This window comes from Saccharophagus sp. K07 (genome assembly GCF_014336955.1).
Classification (GTDB): domain Bacteria; phylum Pseudomonadota; class Gammaproteobacteria; order Pseudomonadales; family Cellvibrionaceae; genus UBA5868.
This window is the reverse complement of sequence record NZ_QRAI01000001.1, coordinates 1,178,431-1,199,585: the sequence shown is the minus strand read 5'-3', so window position 1 is coordinate 1,199,585 and position 21,155 is coordinate 1,178,431. Positions and strand designations below refer to the sequence as shown.

The following is a 21,155-nucleotide window of genomic DNA, read 5'->3' as shown; positions in this document are numbered from 1 at the left end:
AACATATTAATTAAAAATTTTGATAACACATGAACAAATGGATTTTGTGGACTGCCTTTCCCTATACTGTTCCAAAAATCAAAACACCTTTAGGACAACCACAGCCCTCAGGACAAATATGAATTCAATCGCATCGGAACCGCGGAACACCGAGACATTGATGGATCTGGATTTAACATTCATCGATCTTTTACCGGTTGCCTGTTATATCTGCGAGGCTCCCTCCGGCACGATCAAACACTTTAATACCATGGCAGCGGAACTATGGGGGCGCACCCCCGGACTCGAAGAACCGGCAGAAAAATATTGTGGGGCATACCGTTTATTTCATCTGGATGGAAGCCCCTGTCCACGCAGCGATATTCCGATGATTGAGGTCTTGCAAAAAGGAGCAACTATACGCAATGCCGAATTGATAATGGAACGTCCGGATGGAAGCCGGATTTTTGTAATGTTCAATATCAATCCAATATTAAATCGTCATAGACACGTTATTGGCGCCATCAATACTTTTGTCGACGTCACCGCCAGCAGACAGGCAGAAGCACATTCCTTACAACTGCTAGAAATCATGCATACCGAACGCGAGCGTTTGATCGGCTTTTTTGAGCATTCCCCTGCATTTATGGCGGTGCTACGCAGTTCCGAACATATCTACGAAAAAGCAAATGAACGCTATTTGGATATGATCGGCCAGCGAGACATTATCGGAAAACGCCTGGAAGATGTATCACCGGAACTGGCGGGTCAGGGCTTTGTGGAAAAATTGGATCGGGTTTACAGCAGCGGCCGGACATTTATCGGCAACGAAGTCACGATTTCTTTGCGATCCAGCAATGGTGAAACCATCAAAAAAACGCTGGATTTGGTCTACGAACCTTTATTAGCAACCGACGGCAGCCCAAGCGGCGTTCTAGTTCACGGAATTGATTTAACCGAACATAAAAAACTGGAGCTGGAACTACAAAAACGAGCAGAAGAACTCGCTGTATCCGACCGACAAAAAGATGAATTTATTGCCCTGCTCGCCCACGAATTGCGCAATCCCTTGGCGCCGATTCGCAACGGACTGCAAGTCATGTCATTGGTATCAGACAAACCGGAACTGCTGGAAAAAGTACGCGATATGATGGGCAGGCAACTCAATCATATGGTGCGCTTGATCGACGATCTGCTGGACGTCTCGCGAATGAACCGCAACAAGTTGTACCTGAAAAAAAGTTGGGTATCACTTAATGACGCCATAAATCACGCACTGGAAGCGACGCGTCCGGCTTTGGAATTAGCAGGGCATGAACTATTTGTGCAGTTCGCTCCGGACGATGTACTGCTGGAAGCGGATTTAACCAGACTTGCACAGGTGTTTGGCAACTTGCTCTCCAACAGCATCAAGTACACAGAACCAGGTGGTCAAATATGGTTTGCTGCGGAGGTGAAAGGCAATGAAGTTGTTGTCTCTGTTCGCGATACTGGCATAGGTTTTCCCGCACACGCAGCGCCCAATCTGTTTCAAATGTTTTCCCAGGTGCATTCATCTGACCGGACGAATGCGGGTCTCGGCATTGGTCTTGCTCTTGTGCGCACGCTGGTGGAGATGCACGGCGGGCGGGTGACGGCGCAAAGCGACGGACCGGGTCGTGGCAGCCGATTTAGTGTCCACCTCCCACTCCCATCTCAATTTCAGGAAACAGAGATCCAAGGAAATTATTCGGAACCACTCGCAACAATTCCCGAAGCCAAAATTCTGGTCGTCGATGACAATCGGGATGCCTGCACTTCGATGGCTATGCTGCTGGATATCATGGGGCACTCGGTAAAGACCGCATACGACGGACTCAGCGCAGTCCAACTGGCAGAGGAATTTCGTCCGCAACTGATTTTGATGGATATCGGCATGCCGTTATTGAATGGTTACGAGGCAACCCAGCGGATTCGTCAACAAGCCTGGTCGCACAACACTCTGATCGTTGCATTAACCGGCTGGGGTCAGGAGCACGATCGCAATCGCTCGCAAGCTGCGGGTTGCGACGGCCACTTAGTGAAACCCGTCAGCCGCGAAGATCTGGAATCTATCCTGGCGCGTTTGCGTCCGGCAAAGCCGACTTAGATTGTTATTTCACCAATGCGCCATTTAATAGTGGCGAATCCACTCCGAGTAACGCTTTGTATTGTTTTTGAAGATCCGCCAACTCCACATATTTGGTTTCAACCAATTTGGGCAGCAGATTATCCAGGCGATAGCTCCCCGACGATTTTTTCTGAATTTCCTGATCGAGCTCATTAAAAAATACCGCTGCTCGAGCGGTCACCGGACCCGATGATCTGTCCTGTCGCAATGTTTTAACGTTTTTACCCCATTCCGCCAAACCGCTGAAAATTTTCTCGCGACGTTCTGACGAAAAGCCGCCAGCGCGGAAAAGGAGTTCGACGGAATAATATTCCGCCAATCCTTCCGCTATCCAATCGTGATCATTTTTGCCATGAATTCCTGAGATCACATGAAAAAGTTCATGCAGTACCGTACTGGTGCCATTTTCACTTACCAGGGGACGATCGCTGTGCATATACAAAGAAGTGGGAGAGGACAAACCGCCGCGCCACATGGGATCGGACGCGCCGGCAATTAAAAGATTCTCCGGCATATTCGCAAATAATCCATCAAGCTGTTTCCATATCAATCCCAGAAAAGTCGTCAATTCCATTTGGCGGAAATTATGCCCGCGCGGCGCGCTTACAGTGAGCAGCGTTTTGTTCATTTGCTCGCGCCGCGTTCCCAATTGGCCTGCGATTACCCAACCATCCGGTCGGGGCAAAATTCGGTCGGGTTTATTCAAAATAAACACTTGACGATTTTCAGTTGGCACCCATCCGGCGTTTACGGAAGTCCATTTTTCCGGCAAGGAGAATTGGATATAAACCTCGCTCTCACGTTTTTTGATACGGGAGGCTGTGATGGGTGGTACCAGATGCTCGCCGCGCAGAAGCGTCCAGCCATCGGTGATATAGGCATCATAGCCCCCCGACGAGCGCTGATGATTAAGCAGAATTTTGTAGGAGAAAAAAGCCTTGCCTTTTTTCTGCGGGCGCCAGACCAATTCGCCCCCATTGTGCTCAATCTTGCCGCTGTGTTTAATATCTTTTAGATCATGCTTTTTCAGATTGAAACGCACTTGCTTCAGCCAATCCGCTCGGTCAATTTCAATGCGAACCTCGGCGCTTTTTTCCCTTGGTAAAAAGGCTACTTGATAATCGATTCGAGAACTTGTTGAGGCGTACGCGACATTGCCAATCAACGTCAAAACCACCAATAGGACAATATGCGTATTCCGCAGTCGGTAAAAAGCAAATGGCATAAAAGGAAATTTCCTCTTTAAGTGCTCTATAAAGCTATTCTCCTTCACTTCCGCTCCGCTTTGTGATGTGAAGTCAGGAGGCAAAAACCGGTTATTCTATGGGATAAAACTGAGAAATTAATAATCAGTTGGCCTTTGCTTAGGTAGGCTTGCAACCTTTAGGTTCAATTGATCTGGCACCACCATACAGGACACACACAATGAAAAAGCCCCTCTCCTCGTTTGCTCTCTCCTCTGCATTGCTGATGGGTATCAGCGCATGCTCAACCAGCACCAATGGAACCATCTCCGTGCGCAGCGTTTTTCAAGGGCAGCAGTGTTCTTACGAAAAAGCGGGTTTGTATGCGATCGATCATAATTTATTGGCGGCACTGAGCGGCGGTGGCGGCAAATTGGCGAATCGTTGGGAAGAGGAAACAGCGCCGCAAATCTCAACCGATGAACGCTTGATTCTGGTGAGTCTGGGGCAAAAACCTTCCGGAGGTCATTCATTGTCGTTGGCCGGCGAAGCGGCCAAAGTGGCTGACGGCGTAGTTACACTGCCTCTCTCTGCACAGCAACCAGTACCAGGATCTATGCAAACCATGCAGCTCACCTATCCCTGCCTGATAATCGCTTTACCAACCAGGGGATATACCAGTGTCCGCAGCGATCTTTTTCCGGATGTTTTGACGATCGACCAATAAAAAAAGCACCGCTAGGCGCTGCTTTTTTCAGAACCAAAATTGATTCAGTACTGGTAGAGAACTCGGGAAAATCCTCGCCGCTCATTGTCAGTGCTTTCGGTATCCAACATCGGTGATATACCCGCAGGGAAGTCGAGATTGTCTCTATTGGCATCAATACGGATAGTCGTGGGCTCGCCAAACGATGGGTAAAAACCACAACTTTCGCCAAACTCGCAGATATAGCCGTCGTTGTTAATGTCCGAACCAGCGGCGATGAAATAATCGCCAATCGGGACATTTTCGAATTTGTACGTATAGCGCCCCTCACTCGGAGCCCCGCCCACCACCATCACTACCGTGCCCAAATTGGCGTCTATTAGCAGCGTGTAGAGATAACCTGCATTACCCACCGGCACCAATTCTCCCACCCGCATATTGACCAGGATTTTAACGATGCTTCCCTGATCGGTGGTGAATTCGACATAGCCCCGGTAAAGACCATTCTGCAAACCCTCTCTCTGCACAGTCACCAGGTAGCGGCCTATACCGTTGCGGTCTACCTGTTGAGCGGTAACATTAAGCCAGGACTCGGTGGTCTGAGCGCCCGTGACACTGATCGCGCCGTTACCTAATTGCTGCAAGGTAATGGTTTGTGCCGTTGTGTCACCTTCGAAAATCAAGAAGCTGGTATCCGCGGTCACGGCTGCAGTGGTTCCGCCTGACGCCAAGGTACGCGCCGCTTCTACAGCGCGATAAGCGTCGATCAGACCGTAGCCATAGAGGTCATCCCGACCCGCTTCGCCTTTATCGTCGGTGATCGCTCCCGAGGCCAATAAGCTATCGAATTCATCTGGAGTTAACCCGGGATAAACCGACTTCATCAAGGCGATAACGCCGGACACATGCGGCGCCGCCATAGAGGTTCCCTGATAGAACACGTAACTCTTTTCTTTCGCGGTGGTAGTTTCGCGCACTGCAGTACTGAGCACACCGTCCGCATAGCCATCGTTGTTATAGTCCACCGACATAAGTCCACCCGGGGCCGTCACATCGACAAATGGGCCAGTATTGGAATAAGGCGCACGGTTGCCGCGCAGGTCGCTCGCCGCAACGGAAATCACACCGTCATAGGAGGCGGGATATAAGGGCTCGTTGGTTCCTTCGTTGCCAGCGGCCGCTACCACAATGATCCCCTTGGCCCTGACTTCTCGGTAGAGGTTTTGTGCAGCCTGGGAATATCCACCCCCACCCAAGCTGAGGTTGATAATGTCAGCAGGCTTCTCGGGCACTGTGCCGCTGTCGTTTTCCAAACCCGCGGCAAAGCGCACTGCTTGCAACACGTCGTAGCTCAAACCGCCATCTTTGCCCAGCGCTCGTAGCGGCATAACACGGGCACCGGGTGCTACACCCGTACCACCTTCCCGATTGTTCATCGCCGCTGCCACGGTTCCCGCGACATGGGTTCCATGCCATGAGCTACTGCCCACATGAACGCTGTCGCCGGGGTCATTAGGGTCTGGATCTATACCGTCGCCGTCGTTGGCGTTAGCGACAGCCGAAACAAAGTCATATCCGGGCACTAACTGGCCTTGCAGATCCGGATGCGCGAGGTAGACGCCGGTATCCACCACAGCAACCGTTACATCACTGCTGCCGGTGGTGATATTCCAGGCCTGAGGCAAATTGATGGCACCGTAGTGCCATTGATACACGTAGGCCGGATCGCTAGGCGTAAGCAGGGATTTGATCCGGTAGTTCGGCTCGGCGTATTCGATTTCCGGCTGTTGGCGCAGATGTTTGATCGCCTTCAAAGTGCGGAGTTTGGCAGCAGCCTGGGGGTTTTTGGTCGCCAGAAGTTGCTCGAATCCGGCTTGCTGAGGATCCAGCCTCAATGCTGTTTGGGTCTGGGGATTGAGAGCGTTCAAACGGGCCAAAGCGGCACGTTTTGTACTGGTATGAGAAACCGTTAACTGAGCCTGCTCGACAACGCTAAGTCCGCGCAAAAAGGCATCCCGTCTTTTCAATACCACCTGGTCCAACTCGAAGTCCGCGCGCTGACCGGCCGCAGCTGGCCCATTGACGAAAGATGTGGCACCCACCTTCAAGACATAGGATGAACGGCGCGACACAGCAGTCACCATAACGAAATATTTGCCTGCTGCGGGCACTCTGACGGACTCGAACTCGCCAGTGGTCTGGGAGGAAGCCACTATGTCGTATCCACCGCCGTCAATCAGAATCAAATCCACGTCGCCGAAGGTGTAATCCACTACCCGCATGGATACATAGTCACCCTCCTTCAATTCGACGGAATAGACGTCGTGCCGGTCGGCTTCAAAGGCAAACGCATCGGAGAGAACACCGGTTCCCGTCGCGGTGACAAAACCGTTGAGCAAAACAGGATTGGTAATCGGTTGGACATTGGCCGGCGTATGGCCATCGTTATCGAAGTAATCGGCAAAAGGATCGTTTACATCGCCGTCAACATCCGTATAAGGCAGCGCCGTAATAACTCCGCTGATAGTGAAACGGGAGCCAGGCGCAAGAGCTGTGACAACCAAGGAGGCTTCAGCGGAAAGGCCTTCATTATCGGTAACGCGCAAAGTCACCGGATAATCTCCAGGCTGCGAAAAGGTGCGGCGGACGACTGACCCAGTTGCGGTATCACCGCCGGGGAAAGTCCACGCATAGGCTGCGATATTGCCATCCAGGTCATAGGAATTCGCACCGCTGAATTCCACGGTAAACGGTGCTTCACCGCGCTGGGCGCTCGTCGCAATCGAGACGATAGGAATTTGGTTCACCGTGCTGATTTCAACCTGGGTGGACGCTGAGGCACGGCTACCGCGATCGTCGGTGACCGTCAGAGTAACGGTATAGACTCCTCCCGCCGCGTACAAATGCTGGACCTTAACGCCCTGCCCTTTACTTCCGTCACCAAAATCCCACGCGTAACTCACGATTTGGCCGTCGCTATCAGTGGAAGCCCCACCATCAAAACTGACCTCCACGGGCGCGCGCATTTTGGTTTGGGCTACCAGAATAGTTGCAACGGGCGATTGATTTTCGGTAAGTTGAGTTCCGCCGCAAGCAATAAGCTGGACGAGAAGCAGCACAAGAAGAGCGCGCAAATGGAGAACGCGGTAACAATAGTTTTTTAGAAACGGGGATTTAGGCATATAAACCATGCATCTGATGGCGGATAAAGGGACCACGACGCATTGTGAACATGGCTCCAGCTTCATGCAGTGACGAACGACTCAGTTTAAGCCGCGCGTTTATTGGAATCGCCCGTTCCGTAAAATTTCCGCCCCTCAAGTGGCGGAAGAAGCAACCTCCACAGGTAAGATGATACGAAATAGGCTTCCAGAGCCCGGTTTGCTCTCCACATGCACTGAACCTCCCAATAGTTGGACCAATTCCGCCACCAACACCAATCCCAACCCTGTCCCTTGAATACCACTATCACGCTCCTCACTGATTTGTTCATAACTGCGAAACAATTTCGCTTGTTGCTCCGCCGACATGCCGATTCCTGTATCCCGCACATCCAAGGTGAGCTGGTCGCGCTCAGCCATATACGCCCGCACAATCACCCCCCCTTTGGGGGTGTATTTAATGGCATTGCCAATGAGGTTGAGCAGAATCTGGCGAACCTTGCGAAAATCGGTATAGAGCCATAATTCGGCGTCATATTCGCAGCGGTAAAAAAGATGTTTGGCCTCCGTCAGCGTCATCATCTGGTCCTGGATAGACTCAAATACTTCACCAAGGCGAAAGCGATCGCGCTCTATGTCCATTTTTCCCGCTTCGATTTTGGCCACATCCAAAGTGTCCGAGACCCAGTCATTGAGCTGCATACCAGCTACTCGAATTGCGCGCAGATTCGCCATATCACGCTCTTCCAATACAGGTGCGAGGCGGCGCAGCAGAACCTGGGAAAAACCGACAATCGCGTTTAGTGGCGTGCGCATTTCGTGCACCATCTTGGCAAAAAAGTCGCGCCTTGCGACCAATTTCTCTGCGGCCAAACGAAGTTCTGCCTGCTTTTGTTCCGTCACATCAAACAAATAACCCAATACCGATGGGCCAGCCGCCGATGGCACAGGATGGAGATGCCAGCGGTACCAGTTATCGTCCACTTTTAATTCAATGTCGTTGATATTGCGGCGCTGCTCCCAGGCGCGCTGGCACAGCGAGGACAGATTTGGCGGTAGTATTCGCGCAATGCCGCGCTCGTCAAAGCCGTGCAGCAGAAGCTCGTCCTGCAGGGCGGGATTGCCAAACAGCAGCTGGCCCTCGGCATCAAACTCTGCAATGGGCGCAGGACTGCGCTCCACATATTCGGCAAACTTCAACATCTCGCGGTGACTGTGATGACGCTGTCGATTCTCATAGAAAGTCAAAATGCGCCGGGTGATGCCTCTCGGCTCGACTGGCAATACGCGATAATCGACACTCACGTTAAGGCCGTTTTTGGAAAGCCAAAACCCTGAGTGAGTTTCGCCCTCATCGATCTCTTCGGTGCACAGAGGGCAGTCATCCACACTGTGCAAACTGTCTCGACTGCGCGAACACAGCAATTCGTGTAAGTGCTTCCCTGCCGCCGTGTCAGTGGTCCAACCCAACCAATCGCTGGCTTTGGCGGAAACATATAACACGCGACAGTCCGCATCTGCGGCGATCAAACCATCCGGCCAGATCGCCAGCCAGTTCAAGGCCTCTGTAGGAAGGTTAAAAGCACGAGAATTCTCCGCCTCTCGGTCGCTGGTACCGCGCCCGGAGTTGCGTGGAAGGTCAAGCATGGAACAATTCCTCCGCCGCTAATCGCTGTCGCCAACCTTCATGTCCCGGAGACATAAGATCAACAGCGCTTTCAACCACCCGTTGTTCTTCCCCCGACTGCTGCCTCAGGTCGATTTCCAGGGGACGGTGCAACGGGCGCCCGTCGGCATCGTAAAAGATGATAATGGTGGGATTTAGTGGCTTATCCCGGTGATGTTCCTTGACCAGCGCCTTCTCTCCCGTGTTAAGCAACACGGCGGTAGTCGGCGGATAAATTCCCAGTAGAGAGATCAACGCAGCAACGACCTCTATATCAAAAACTCCGTTGCCTGCCTGCTGATACAAAGAACGCAATGCAAGGGTCGGAATCATGCCTGGTTCATCGGTCAACTGATGCACCCGTTCTTCATATTCGTCGGCGACGCGCAAAAGCTGACTGAGCGGATGGAGCTGATCCGCTTTTAAACCGTGCGGATAGCCGGAGCCATCCAGATGTTCGTGGTGTTCCGCCACCAGCCGGCGAGTCAATTCTGAAAGGCCGGAATTTTCCAGCATTCGCCCGCCGATCAATGTGTGCTTACGGATCAGGCTGATTTCTGCGGGCGTATAGCGCGCTCTTTTACCCAACAGATTCAACGGCAATTGCGTCCAGCCCGCTTCGTGCAACAGCGCAGCTAACCCCAACTGTTCCCGCTCGGCCTTTGACACGCCTAGAAGCACGGAGAGGTTGAGCACCAAACAAAAGGTGCCAAAAACATGATCTGCGATGGGTTGCGCCTTGCGGCTCAGGTGTACCAGAGCCATTAACGCCTGATCATTTCGCGCCAAGCTGTCCAAGGTGGTTTCGACCAGGGATGTCATTTCATCCACTGGCAGTGGCAAGTCATGCTCCAGCGCGAGGGTGATGGATTCGACAGACTTTTTAATCTGCTTGCGCAGATTCACGGCCGCTTGCCATTCTTTTTCGAAAAGAACTCGGCCGGGACTTTCCTGCTCCTGGTTCTTCTCTGCTTTCTGATTATTTGGGCTATTTGCAGTTGAACCTGCAAACCTGGAGACGCGAGGTTTTACAGCGGGAGGGGGTGCATCGTTTGCTTGCGCAGAAAAATCGACGTCTACACCTCTGGATAGGTCAATAGTGACGGTTTTAACGCCAGCGTCACGCAAAGCCTGAATATCCGCGGGTTCACGAATCGCTCGGGTGTGACTTAGAAATGGGCTCTCCAGCCACGAAACATCGAGCTTAACCACGAGCATGCCGACGCGCAGGGCGTCGATTGCAATTATCTTGAGCCGCTCAGACATGGGGATGGGTAATCCACAAAGCCAATAGAGAAAGTGTAGACCCTATGCTCACACCCTTCCTGCAAATGCCTGCTTTCTGCCCCTGGTCCGAAGCAAAGCCAAGATTCTGCTTCCCGGTTCTGGAACCAACGCGCTATTCGACTGACTAAACATGAGTTTTATCGGCACCGCGACGCCACCTGTCAATCGGACGCGTGCTTGGTATAGCATAGGCCAGCCGGGTACTGATCGAAGTTAGACTGGTCGCAACCCTCGACTAACGGGGTGGACTTTCCTAAACTTTTTCGATACCAGTGGCTTTTTTCGGATTATGGCAACCCCTTTTCTCTCAGCGTCACTGGCTAGGTGATTATGAATTTTTCTTCCAGACCACGCCCAGGATTCAACAACTTGTTCTTAGCACGCCTTTTCTGGGGCTTTGTCGCGATTTCCGCGGCGATCAGCGTAACTGCGGCCCCCCTCAAACCCCTTGAACCCACCCAGGCCCAGTCGGCTACCACCATCGATATCATCGATAAGCTGGCGAAACGGCACTATCGAAATTTGCCCATCGACGACAAGTTGTCGGAAGAATTTCTGAAAAACTACCTCAAGACGCTCGACCCGGCTCGCCTGTATTTTCTGCAGGCTGACGTCGATAACTTTATGAAGGAAAAAAACCAGCACGACGATTACCTGAAAAAAGGCAATCTCAAGCCTGGCTTTGCCATCTATCACGTCTACCAACAGCGTGTCGTCGAACGCTTGGAGTGGGTTTTGGCGCAACTGGCGGACCCCAAACGCACCTTTGATTTCAAAGGCAAAGACCGCGTGGAGATGAACCGTGAAGCAGCGCCCTGGCCGGCGGATAAAGCGGAAGCTGATGAGCTGTGGCGCAAGCGCCTGGAACTCAGTGTTCTGAACCTCAAGCTGGCCGGCAAAACGGTGGACGAAGCCAAAGTTACGCTTGAGCGCCGTTATAAAAACCAGTTGAACCGCACTACGCAGCAGAATGCCCAGGATGTCTACGAAGCGCTGATCAATTCATTCACCGTGCTGTATGACCCGCATACCAACTACTTCTCGCCGCGCACATCCGAGAACTTCAATATCAATATGTCTCTGCAGCTCGAAGGTATCGGTGCTGTGCTGCAGTCTGAAGATGAGCACACCAAAGTGGTCCGTTTGGTGGCGGGCGGCCCAGCAGATAAACAAGGACAACTGAAACCGGCCGATAAAATCATCGGCGTCGGCCAGGGCATGGAAGGTGAAATTGTCGACGTGGTCGGCTGGCGCCTGGATGAGGTCGTCGACAAGATCCGCGGCAAAAAAGATACCGTGGTTCGCCTCGAAGTCTTGAGCGGCGACGCTGAACCCAAAATCGTCGCTATCCGCCGCGGCACCGTGAAGCTTGAAGACCAGGCTGCACAAAAAGCCATAATCGAAATCAGCGACGGCAAGCGCAAACGCAAAATTGGCGTAATCGACATTCCCGCCTTCTACCACGATTTCGAAGCCTATCGCCGCGGCGATCAGAACTTCCGCAGCACCACTCGCGACGTCGCCGCTCTGCTGCGCGAATTACAGGATGAAAATGTCGAAGGCATTATTCTCGACCTGCGCAACAACGGTGGCGGTTCTCTGCAGGAAGCCACTATGTTGACCGACCTGTTTATCGACCAAGGCCCAGTGGTACAGATTCGCGAGGCCGATGGCCGCATCTCACAACACAACCGCGCCCGCTCACGCGCGCTCTACCGCGGTCCACTGGTGGTGATGATCAACCGCTTGAGCGCATCGGCTTCTGAAATTTTTGCCGGCGCCATCCAAGACTACAACCGCGGCGTTATCGTCGGCAGTCAGTCATTCGGTAAAGGCACAGTGCAACTGCTGAGTGACTTGCCGGAAGGTCAATTGAAGCTGACCGAATCCAAGTTCTATCGCGTTTCCGGTGACAGCACACAACACCGCGGGATTATTCCCGATATCTCCATGCCTATGTTGATCGATCACCAAGAGGTGGGTGAATCCGCCTACGAAACCGCCCTGCCATGGGATCAGATTCCGTCAGCAAAACACGGCAAATATTTTGATTTCAGCCAAATTCTGCCCGTGTTGGACAAACAGCATCGCGAGCGCTCTGCCAAGGATCCAGACATTATCCTGCTGCAGGAGCAAGTGGCGTTGATGATGCGTAATAAGGAGCGTACTGCCGTCTCCCTGAACGAAGAAGAGCGCCTCAAGGAAAAGGAAAATCTTGAACGTGAACAGATGGTTCTGGAAAACAAACGTCGCGTGGCAAAAGGCCTGAAACCCTTCGCTAACTTGGAGGAATACCGCGCGTACGAAAAAGAGGAAGAAGCCACCGCAGAAAAAGTAGCTTCGGAAAGCCGTCGTAAAATCAATGTCGAAACCGATGCACTGCTCAACGAGGCAGGTTATATCCTGGTCGACATGGTTGATTTGATGAAAACCCCTCTACAACAAGTCGCCAATTTCTGATTTTTCTCCGCAATAACAAAAGGCCCTTCGGGGCCTTTTGTTTTTGTCACTTCGTTTGAGCTTTTTGTTTTGCCTTCGCTTATGCTTTTTGTTTTTATCGCTTCGCTTATGTTATAAGCCCTTTTTTCCATTACTTACGCCTGAGCAAAGTCATGAAATGCGTTTCGTTTAATGTCAACAGCGTTCGCTTGCGCCTTCACCAACTGTCTGCCGTGGTAGCGACCCATCAACCGGACTTTATTGGCCTGCAGGAAACCAAAGTTACCGATTCCGACTTCCCCGTCGCCGAAATTCAAAGCATGGGCTATCACGTGGAGTTTTTCGGTCAGAAAACTCATTACGGCGTTGCCCTGTTGTCGAAGCATCCTTTCAAAAATGTTTGCAAGGGTTTTATTGGCGCTACCGAAGACGATCACAAACGTTTTATCAGCGGTACTTTTACCTTGCCGAATGGCCAGGATATTCACATTTTGAACGGCTATTTTCCGCAGGGAGAAAGTTCGGATCACCCAGTGAAATTCCCCAATAAACGCAAATACTACGCAGACTTGATTGCACACCTGGAGAAACACCACAGGACAGACGAAAACTTGATTGTGATGGGAGATATGAATGTCTCCCATACAGACCAAGACATAGGCATCGGGGAGGAAAACCGCAAACGTTGGCTGCGTACCGGCAAATGCAGTTTTCTACCGGAAGAACGGGAATGGTTGCAGCGCGTACTGGATTGGGGTTTGGTGGATACTTTTCGGACACTGCATCCGGAAGAAGCAAATCTGTTCAGCTGGTTCGACTACCGCAGCCGCGGCTTTGAGTCCGATCCCAAGCGCGGTTTGCGGATAGACCTGATCCTTGCCAGCCAGTCCTTGGCAAATCGCTGTATCGATGCCGGCATCGACTACACCATCCGCTCTATGGATAAACCTTCCGACCACTGCCCGATCTGGGCGCAGTTTCAGATTTAATGCCAAGGAATAAAATAGTGAAGCAAAAAATCAGGCCCAACCGGGCCTGCTTTCAGCCGATTTGACGCGCCTTGTCCCGTAACTGGCGGAAGCGGTCCATATGCGCGGGATTTTGTTCGCTTGCGAGCATCTCCTCTACCTTAGCCAATTGATCCTGCAGATATTCGCGCAACCCCGGGTCGGTAGGCTCGGATTTCACTTTGGATATCAAGGTTTGCAAGCGGTTGAGCTGCAACCCCACATGGCGAGGAAAGAGCATGCAGGCGCGGCCAAAAAAATCCAACGCATCGTCGTAGTGGCCATCTTTGTATAACTCGATGCCGGTTTTATTCAGCTGAGCAACCCGGCGACGGTTGTTTTCTGTGCGCGGTTCGGGAGTCAGTTTGTCGATCTTTTCCAGACTGGCAGGATCGCTTTCGTAGCATTCGGCCATAGCTTTGAGGTGCGAATCCGCTTCTCCCGTCTGACCGATACTATTCAGATATCCCACATAAGCTATATCCAAATCGATATTTTTGCCCACCGAGCTGCCTGCCAAGCTCACGCAGTCCTTCACCACGTTTTTCGCCTCGTCCGGTCGTCCGGCTAGAGCGTGAACGCGCGCCATTAATAGGCGCGCTTGAATTTCCTGATCCGGTGGCAGCCGGTTGGACGCCATAAGGTTGCTGAGACAGCGTTTGCTCTCTTCAACCAAATCCATGTTTTCAACCACAATATTGTGTTCAAGACCTTTGGCTGCGGCATTGAGAAATCGTAAGGAGTCGTTGTTATCCTGGTGACAGGAATGCTCTCCCAGTTTTATGGCATGGTTTGCCGCCTGTAAGGTTTTGACCACATCACCGTTACTCTCCGCCACTTCCGCGAGCTTGCGCTGGCGCAATATCGAGCGCGGGCACACTTCCACCACCCGCTCCATAGTGGCTTGCAAGGCTTCTAAATCTTGTTCGTCGGTAAGAATTTCTGAAAGGGCGTCATGCGCCGGCAAAAACAGATTGCTCTCATCGATCAGATCGCGCAGTTCAGTCTTGGCACTGTCCTTGTCGCCCTGCGCGTAGTGCACTTTTGCCAATCCAAGAACTGCCCAATCCAAACGCCGGTTTTCCAGCACCTCACGGTAGAGGGTCTCAGCTTCAGAGTAGCGTTTTAAGCGGATCAAGGTCTCACCCAGCAGCTTTTGCGCGATGACGGTCTGGCGACTGTGTTGGTTCACCAGGACATTCAGTTCATCTACGGCTTTTTCAAACTCTTCCTGGTCGAGAAGCTGATAAACATTGGCCAGGGCGTCGCGCATTTGCAGCAGGCGCGAAATCCTTTGCTCGAGAACGTGAAGGTTCAGAGGTTTCATCAAATAATCGTCGGGCTCACAGTCGTAAGCAGAGAGCACCATGTCCTTGCTGGCTTCCGCTGTCACCATGATGAACAAAGTATTGTGGGAGATAAGCTTGCGAAACCGCAGCTCCTCCAACACATGCTGGCCGTTTTTACCCGGGCCAAGGTTGTAGTCGCAAAGAATCAGATCGAACTTGCGGTCTTTGCACCACTTCAAGACTTCATGCGCCTTGCTTGCCTCCTCGATATTCTTCACCCCTAACTTGTTCAGCATGCTCGACATGGTCGAGCGAAAGCTGGAGAAGTCGTCGACTATCAGGGCGTGAATTTTTCCAGGATCTTGCAGGGGCATTACTACCTCGAAGACAGCGCAGCTTCCATACCCAGCGATACACAGTTTGAAAGAAAGATTTTGCTAGAAGTGTAGTCGAGATAACGAATCAAGCTATGCCAAGCGAAGTGAGATCAATGACTTCGACCATTAGCCCAATAGTGCAACTCATGGGCATCCCAGGTGAGCAGGGTTTCGATGTCGAGGAAGTGATCCGCTCCGGCGTTCAGCACTGACAGCTCCAGATTCGACGCCCCCACCCCGACAATCGTCACCAGTGACTTCGGCTTATGCTTTTGTTCCTGCTCCCGGATGTTGGCGATAGCGTCGACATCTTCACTGCCCGCACATTCCACAACGACCAGACGATAGCCGCGCCCCTCCAGTACTTTGGGAATCTGGCGCATATCGTTGATCACCTGGATATCCAATTTGGGATCGGCCCAATGGGGTCCATCCGTCGCTTTGCCATTGCTCATCCAAATAACACGGCCGGCTCGCGGGGGTGAGTCGGCTTTATCTTCCGCATCGTCCGCTGGATCCCGGAACAGGCCATAGGTCCTGACTTCGAATTCGAAAATGCTCGAAGGCTTGGCCACGAAATGAATCGACGGGCTCGGCTGGAGCATGCGCTCGGCGAAAAATCGCTGGCCGACATCAGAGCAGATGATGAATTGATGGATGTACTTAAGGTCCGCGCGCCCCAAAAGATCGTTGCAAAACTGCACTGGTTGCTCGTCACCTGAAGCTGCGTAATAAACCACACAATCCATAGCCTTACCCGCCTCCACCGCTTCCACCAAGGATTGGAAGGCTCTGCCAAAACGTGTGGCGGTGTGTACCGTGAACCCCATGGCGTCCAGCTCCATTCTTTTGTGGTCCAGCCAGCGCGGATTGGGGTGGACCAGCATAAGATGCCGCCCTTTGTAGCAGGCGCGATGGTAGTCCTGGCGGGAGTCTTTTTCCGCAATGGTCGACGGCAGGCGCAGACGCAAATGTTTGCCGTTTTTATCGCCGGATTCGTTGATTTCCAGACTGCCTTTCATGGCTTCCGCCAAGCCTTTGGCCACCATAAGGTCGAGGCTCGCCGCAACACCCCGCTCGCTCTCGTTGACGAAAACCCCGCGTTTATTTTCCAGTTGGCGCGCGATGGTGATGTGCAACAGTCCGCTGGTTTCGAACTCGCGGACAAACTCCACTTCAACAAAAATCAGCCCGCCCTGACTTTGTTCAATGGTGTTTTTCACCATGGCGGAAAGTATCTGCCCTATCCGTTTCGGATCGCCCAGCAGACGTGCTGGCAACGCCGGTGACAGCGCACTCTCCAGCTCAATGCCCTTGGCCTCCGCCTCTGCAACCATGCCGCGCACCAGACTCTGCACGTAATGACGGATATTGAACGCGCGCGATTCGATGTTTACGTCTTTGGCGATGACCCGACTAAATGCGTCGACATTGCGATAAATCGTTTCGAATGCCAAACGCTGATTGGCCAGCGCAACCGGCGTCGGCGGCGTGTTTTCATCCACGGATGGAGTCGCACTCAACAAATCAGCCATTTTGTGGCTGAGCACCTGCAAATAATCGTTGGTTAATTGCGTCGAGGCGATGGTATCGCGCTTCTCTTCTTCGAGAGATTCGGCTTTCTTCGCCAAAATAAAATGTGCTTCCAGTCGATCCCAGTAATTGCGCGATATCAATTCACAGTGGTGCTTCAGAATCCCGTAATAGAACAGCAGAATGCAGCCGTAAAAGACGCCGAAGAAACCGCCACCACTAAAAAACGTGCAGCAGGCGGCGGGCACTATAACAACCAGCTGATAAATGGATAAAAAGCGTTGATAAGGTGCAAAAGCGTGGGCGGTAGTGGCGAAGAAGACAACAGTGTATAGCCACATTAACGCCGCTTCCCCTTGCATATGCATCAACAAGGTAAGGCACGAAAGAATCAATCCCCACCAAGCTGCACCTATAAGAGTCGCAGCAAAATATTTATTGCGCCAAGCCGTAGGCGCGCGCGGATAAATGGCATCCATGCGGAACAACAAATAACCGCGTAACGCGGTGGTCAGTAGCAGACCAATCGTAAAAATGATCGCCAGATTCGGATATTGTCGAATGAAGTTCTGTTCGATGAGTAAACAGAGTGCGTAGATAGTGAAATTCGAGACGATACCGCGACGGCTGTACTTCGCCATTCGCATATCCGTGTCGCGAATAATCTGCCGGTCTTTTTGGATTTTGGTCTGAGGCTCAAAAAACGTCAGCATTCGCGCGCCTTATCCAGAGTGAAATATGTCCGGGCATATATTGGATGAAGAGCCTGGACGATCAGAACGGTCGCACATTCTACTGTAAGACAGGTGTGGAGACACCTTGAGAAAAGCAGGCCCGCCAAAGCGGGCCTGTGGGGAGGTCAGATTTTCTGCGTCAATTCAGGCAGGACGGTGAACAGATCCGCAACCAAGCCATAGTCAGCAACCTGGAAAATGGGGGCTTCTTCGTCTTTGTTGATGGCAACGATCACCTTGGATTCCTTCATGCCGGCCAAATGCTGAATCGCGCCCGAAATACCGACAGCTATGTAAAGATCTGGCGCGACGATTTTTCCGGTTTGGCCCACCTGCATATCGTTGGGAACGAAGCCGGCGTCCACCGCTGCGCGAGACGCACCGACTGCTGCACCAAGCTTATCGGCCAAAGCATAGAGCAACTGGAAGTTGTCGCCGTTCTGCAAACCACGGCCACCGGAAACCACTACCCGCGCAGAGGTAAGCTCGGGACGATCTGACTGCGCTAACTGTTCGCCGACAAAACTGGAAAGGCCACTTGAGGGTTGCGCAGCCAAGGCTTCTACTGGAGCCGGACTTTGATCGGCCACGGGATCAAATACAGTAGTGCGCACCGTCAAAACCTTAACAGGTTCATCGTTTTGTTCGGTTGCTATAACGTTACCGGCATAAATCGGTCGCTGGAACAAATTAGGACCTTCAATGGCCATAACATCGGAAAGCGGTTGAACGTCCAGCAGAGCCGCTACGCGAGGCAGCAGGTTTTTGCCATTGCTGGTCGCAGGCGCGAGGATTGCGCTGTACTGTTTGCCAATGCTCGCAACCAGGGGCGCGACATCTTCCGCTAATTGATATTGGTAATGGACCGCGTCGGACAAGAGCACTTTGGCAACACCGCTACAAGCTGCTGCTGCATTGGCCACGCTCTGAGCGCCGGATCCAACGACCAGTACATGAACGTCTTCGTTGAATTTCAGTGCTGCTGCGATGGTATTGCGCGTAGCCGCCTTCAACTCTTGGTTATCGTGTTCTGCAATGACCAGGACGCTCATGGAATCACCTTCGCTTCATTCTTTAATTTAAAAATCAATTCATCGACATTGGCCACTTTAACGCCAGGTTTGCGCGCCGATGGCGGAGCCACTTTGACGATTTTGCTGCGGCTGGACAGGTCGAGGCCGAGATCGCCAATGGCGATAGTATCCAGAGGTTTTTTCTTGGCTTTCATGATATTGGGAAGAGAGGCATAACGCGGCTCGTTGAGGCGCAAATCGGTGGTGACTATCGCAGGCAATTTGAGTTTGACAGTTTGCAATCCGCCGTCGACTTCGCGGGTCACATCAACCGACTCACCGCTGATTTCGACTTTGGAAGCAAAAGTGCCCTGCCCCCAATTCAGCAACGCTGCCAACATTTGGCCGGTCTGATTGTTATCACCGTCGATGGATTGTTTTCCGAGAATGATCAATTGTGGAGATTCTTTTTCTGCCACGGCCTTTAATACTTTAGCGATGGCCAACGGCTGCAGACGTTCGGATGTTTCAACCAGAATGGCTCGGTCCGCTCCGAGAGCCAGCGCAGCACGCAGCTGCTCCTGACTTTTTGCATCGCCAACGCTTACCACCACAACTTCTGCAGCCACTCCTTTTTCTTTCAAGCGCACCGCTTCTTCAACGGCGATTTCGCAAAATGGGTTTATGGCCATCTTGGCATTGGCGATATCGACATCGGAACCATCGCTCAGAGGGCGCACTTTGACGTTGTAGTCGACGACGCGCTTAATGGGTACAAGTATTTTCATGGGTTGAAAACTCCGTTAGAAGCAGAATGACAAGCGTTTGCACTTACACAGTATAACGATAAACCCTTTATGAGTTGGAACCGCTGTTGACGATGGAAAGAACGCTAGGTTCCGCGGTCAACCCGCTAAGAGAGAGCGCTTGCCGATAAAAAGCTTTATTACGCGTATACTTAGTGCATAAACATCATATAAGGAGTTTCGGGTGGAACGAGAATCAATGCCCTACGACGTAGTAGTGGTCGGTGCAGGTCCTGCGGGACTGGCGGCTGCTTGTCGAATCAAACAACTCAATAGTGACATCAGCGTCTGTGTGGTGGAAAAAGGCTCCGAAGTAGGAGCCCATATTGTGTCGGGGGCCGTGTTCGACCCGAACGCACTGCAGGAACTCTTTCCGGACTGGCGCGAACGCCAAGCCCCAGTGAAAACCGCCGTGACGGCAGATCATATTCTCTGGTTGAGCAATGGAGAAAAAAGTAGCCCTATTCCTGGCTGGGCTGCGCCCAAGACCATGCACAACCATGGCAACTACATCATCAGTCTGGCCAACCTGTGCCGCTGGTTGAGCCAGCAGGCCGAAGAGCTCGGGGTTGAAATCTTCCCAGGCTTCGCCGCCGCCGAAACCTTGTTTGATGAAAACGGCGCGGTGAAAGGCATTTTGATTGGCGATATGGGTGTCGATGCCAAAGGCGAGCCGAAGTCCAGCTATACACAGGGCATGGAATTGCACGCGAAATATACCCTTTTCGCTGAAGGCTGCCGCGGTCATCTCGGTAAAAAATTGATTGCGCATTTCGGCTTGGACAAAGATGCGGAGCCGCAGCATTACGGCATCGGCATAAAGGAAATCTGGAAAATTCCGCCGCAACAGCACCAAGAAGGCTTGGTGGTTCATACCGCAGGCTGGCCACTGTCGGAAAACGGCGCGACAGGCGGCGGTTTTCTTTATCACATTGAAGATCATCAAGTGGCTGTCGGCTTGATAACCGACCTGGCGTACAACAATCCTTATCTCAATCCATTCGAAGAATTTCAACGCTACAAACATCACCCGGTGATCAAGCAGACTCTCACCGGCGGACAGCGTTTGGCGTATGGCGCGCGGGCGATTACCAAAGGTGGCTTGCAGTCGCAGCCGAAAATGCATTTTCCCGGCGGTTTATTGATTGGTGATGATGCAGGGACCTTGAATTTCGCCAAAATCAAAGGCTCACACACTGCCATGAAAAGCGGCATGATCGCCGCGGAGGTTGTGGTGCGCGCTATTACCAGTGAACGCGCCAATGATGATTTGGCGGAATTTGCCGAGGAATATCGCAACAGTTGGGCGTGGAAAGAATTGCATACCCAGCGCAATTTCGGTCCCGCGATACATAAATGGGGCCCATTCTGGGGAGGAGCTTACGCGTTTTTCGATATCAATATATTCAACGGCAAATTGCCCTGGACTCTGTCCGATCCTGTCGCTGACCATGCGCAATTAAAACGCGCAGCGGATTCCAAGCCGATTCAATATCCCAAGCCAGATGGGGTTATCAGCTTCGATCGTTTGTCGTCCGTGTATCTGTCAAACACCAACCACGAAGAAGACCAGCCCTGCCATTTGCGCCTGACCTCGCCGGAGATTCCGATCAGCAAAAACCTGCCGGAATTTGCCGAGCCTGCGCAGCGTTATTGCCCAGCGGGCGTATATGAGGTGCTGACGGGGGAAGATGGCAAGCCGCGCTTCCAGATCAATGCGCAGAACTGCGTCCACTGCAAAACCTGCGATATTAAAGACCCGGCACAAAACATTACCTGGGTAACGCCCGAGGGCGGCGGCGGTCCCAATTATCCGAATATGTAA

The 21,155-nt window shown here is 52.2% G+C and carries 13 protein-coding genes; 5 read left to right on the top strand and 8 right to left on the bottom strand.

All coding sequences use genetic code 11. The features are described 5' to 3' along the window. The first annotated feature begins 118 nt into the window (after nucleotides 1-118). Nucleotides 119-2,107 carry an ATP-binding protein gene (locus tag DWB84_RS05100; protein ID WP_187408637.1) on the top strand — a complete coding sequence of 663 codons (1,989 nt, stop codon included), beginning with the start codon at nucleotides 119-121 and terminating at the stop codon, nucleotides 2,105-2,107. A gap of 4 nt (nucleotides 2,108-2,111) precedes the next feature. On the opposite strand, the gene DWB84_RS05095 is transcribed toward DWB84_RS05100, so the two are convergent. Beyond that, entirely contained in the window at nucleotides 2,112-3,353 is a 1,242-nt protein-coding gene (locus tag DWB84_RS05095; RefSeq protein ID WP_187408636.1) for a hypothetical protein, read from the bottom strand. Between the two features lie 200 nt (nucleotides 3,354-3,553). Here DWB84_RS05095 and DWB84_RS05090 point away from each other — a divergent pair, with 200 nt between their 5' ends. Further along, complete coding sequence (locus DWB84_RS05090) at nucleotides 3,554-4,039, top strand: protease complex subunit PrcB family protein (protein ID WP_187408635.1); 486 nt, start codon at nucleotides 3,554-3,556, stop codon at nucleotides 4,037-4,039. A gap of 44 nt (nucleotides 4,040-4,083) precedes the next feature. Here DWB84_RS05090 and DWB84_RS05085 read toward each other — a convergent pair whose 3' ends face one another. The 3 genes from DWB84_RS05085 to DWB84_RS05075 form a co-directional block, all read right to left on the bottom strand. Beyond that, nucleotides 4,084-7,137: a S8 family serine peptidase gene (locus DWB84_RS05085; RefSeq protein ID WP_187408634.1), complete on the bottom strand. Its 3,054-nt coding sequence runs from the start codon at nucleotides 7,135-7,137 to the stop codon at nucleotides 4,084-4,086. A gap of 198 nt (nucleotides 7,138-7,335) precedes the next feature. After that, on the bottom strand, nucleotides 7,336-8,826 hold the full coding sequence (locus DWB84_RS05080; protein WP_187408633.1) for a PAS domain-containing sensor histidine kinase: 1,491 nt from the start codon (nucleotides 8,824-8,826) through the stop codon (nucleotides 7,336-7,338). Next, entirely contained in the window at nucleotides 8,819-10,111 is a 1,293-nt protein-coding gene (locus tag DWB84_RS05075; protein ID WP_187408632.1) for an HD domain-containing phosphohydrolase, read from the bottom strand. The genes DWB84_RS05080 and DWB84_RS05075 overlap by 8 nt, the downstream gene beginning before the upstream one ends. Before the next feature lie 351 nt (nucleotides 10,112-10,462). Here DWB84_RS05075 and DWB84_RS05070 point away from each other — a divergent pair, with 351 nt between their 5' ends. Together DWB84_RS05070 and xthA are read left to right on the top strand one after the other, a co-directional pair. After that, on the top strand, nucleotides 10,463-12,592 hold the full coding sequence (locus DWB84_RS05070) for a carboxy terminal-processing peptidase (RefSeq protein WP_187408631.1): 2,130 nt from the start codon (nucleotides 10,463-10,465) through the stop codon (nucleotides 12,590-12,592). Nucleotides 12,593-12,744: 152 nt separating this feature from the next. Further along, nucleotides 12,745-13,560 (top strand): exodeoxyribonuclease III, encoded by an 816-nt coding sequence (xthA, locus tag DWB84_RS05065; protein ID WP_187408630.1) that lies wholly within the window; start codon nucleotides 12,745-12,747, stop codon nucleotides 13,558-13,560. Between the two features lie 52 nt (nucleotides 13,561-13,612). Here xthA and DWB84_RS05060 read toward each other — a convergent pair whose 3' ends face one another. From DWB84_RS05060 to DWB84_RS05045, 4 genes are all read right to left on the bottom strand, one after another. After that, the gene (locus DWB84_RS05060; RefSeq protein WP_187408629.1) at nucleotides 13,613-15,241 is read right to left on the bottom strand and encodes a response regulator; all 1,629 of its coding nucleotides are present in this window, start codon (nucleotides 15,239-15,241) and stop codon (nucleotides 13,613-13,615) included. A gap of 113 nt (nucleotides 15,242-15,354) precedes the next feature. Beyond that, nucleotides 15,355-17,490 (bottom strand): hypothetical protein, encoded by a 2,136-nt coding sequence (locus tag DWB84_RS05055; RefSeq protein WP_187408628.1) that lies wholly within the window; start codon nucleotides 17,488-17,490, stop codon nucleotides 15,355-15,357. A gap of 146 nt (nucleotides 17,491-17,636) precedes the next feature. Further along, a complete protein-coding gene (locus tag DWB84_RS05050) occupies nucleotides 17,637-18,563 on the bottom strand; it encodes an electron transfer flavoprotein subunit alpha/FixB family protein (RefSeq protein ID WP_187408627.1) in 927 nt (308 codons plus the stop codon). Continuing rightward, on the bottom strand, nucleotides 18,560-19,312 hold the full coding sequence (locus DWB84_RS05045) for an electron transfer flavoprotein subunit beta/FixA family protein (protein WP_187408626.1): 753 nt from the start codon (nucleotides 19,310-19,312) through the stop codon (nucleotides 18,560-18,562). The genes DWB84_RS05050 and DWB84_RS05045 overlap by 4 nt, the downstream gene beginning before the upstream one ends. Before the next feature lie 217 nt (nucleotides 19,313-19,529). Here DWB84_RS05045 and DWB84_RS05040 point away from each other — a divergent pair, with 217 nt between their 5' ends. After that, nucleotides 19,530-21,155, top strand: a complete 1,626-nt coding sequence (locus DWB84_RS05040) for an electron transfer flavoprotein-ubiquinone oxidoreductase (protein WP_187408955.1) — start codon at nucleotides 19,530-19,532, stop codon at nucleotides 21,153-21,155.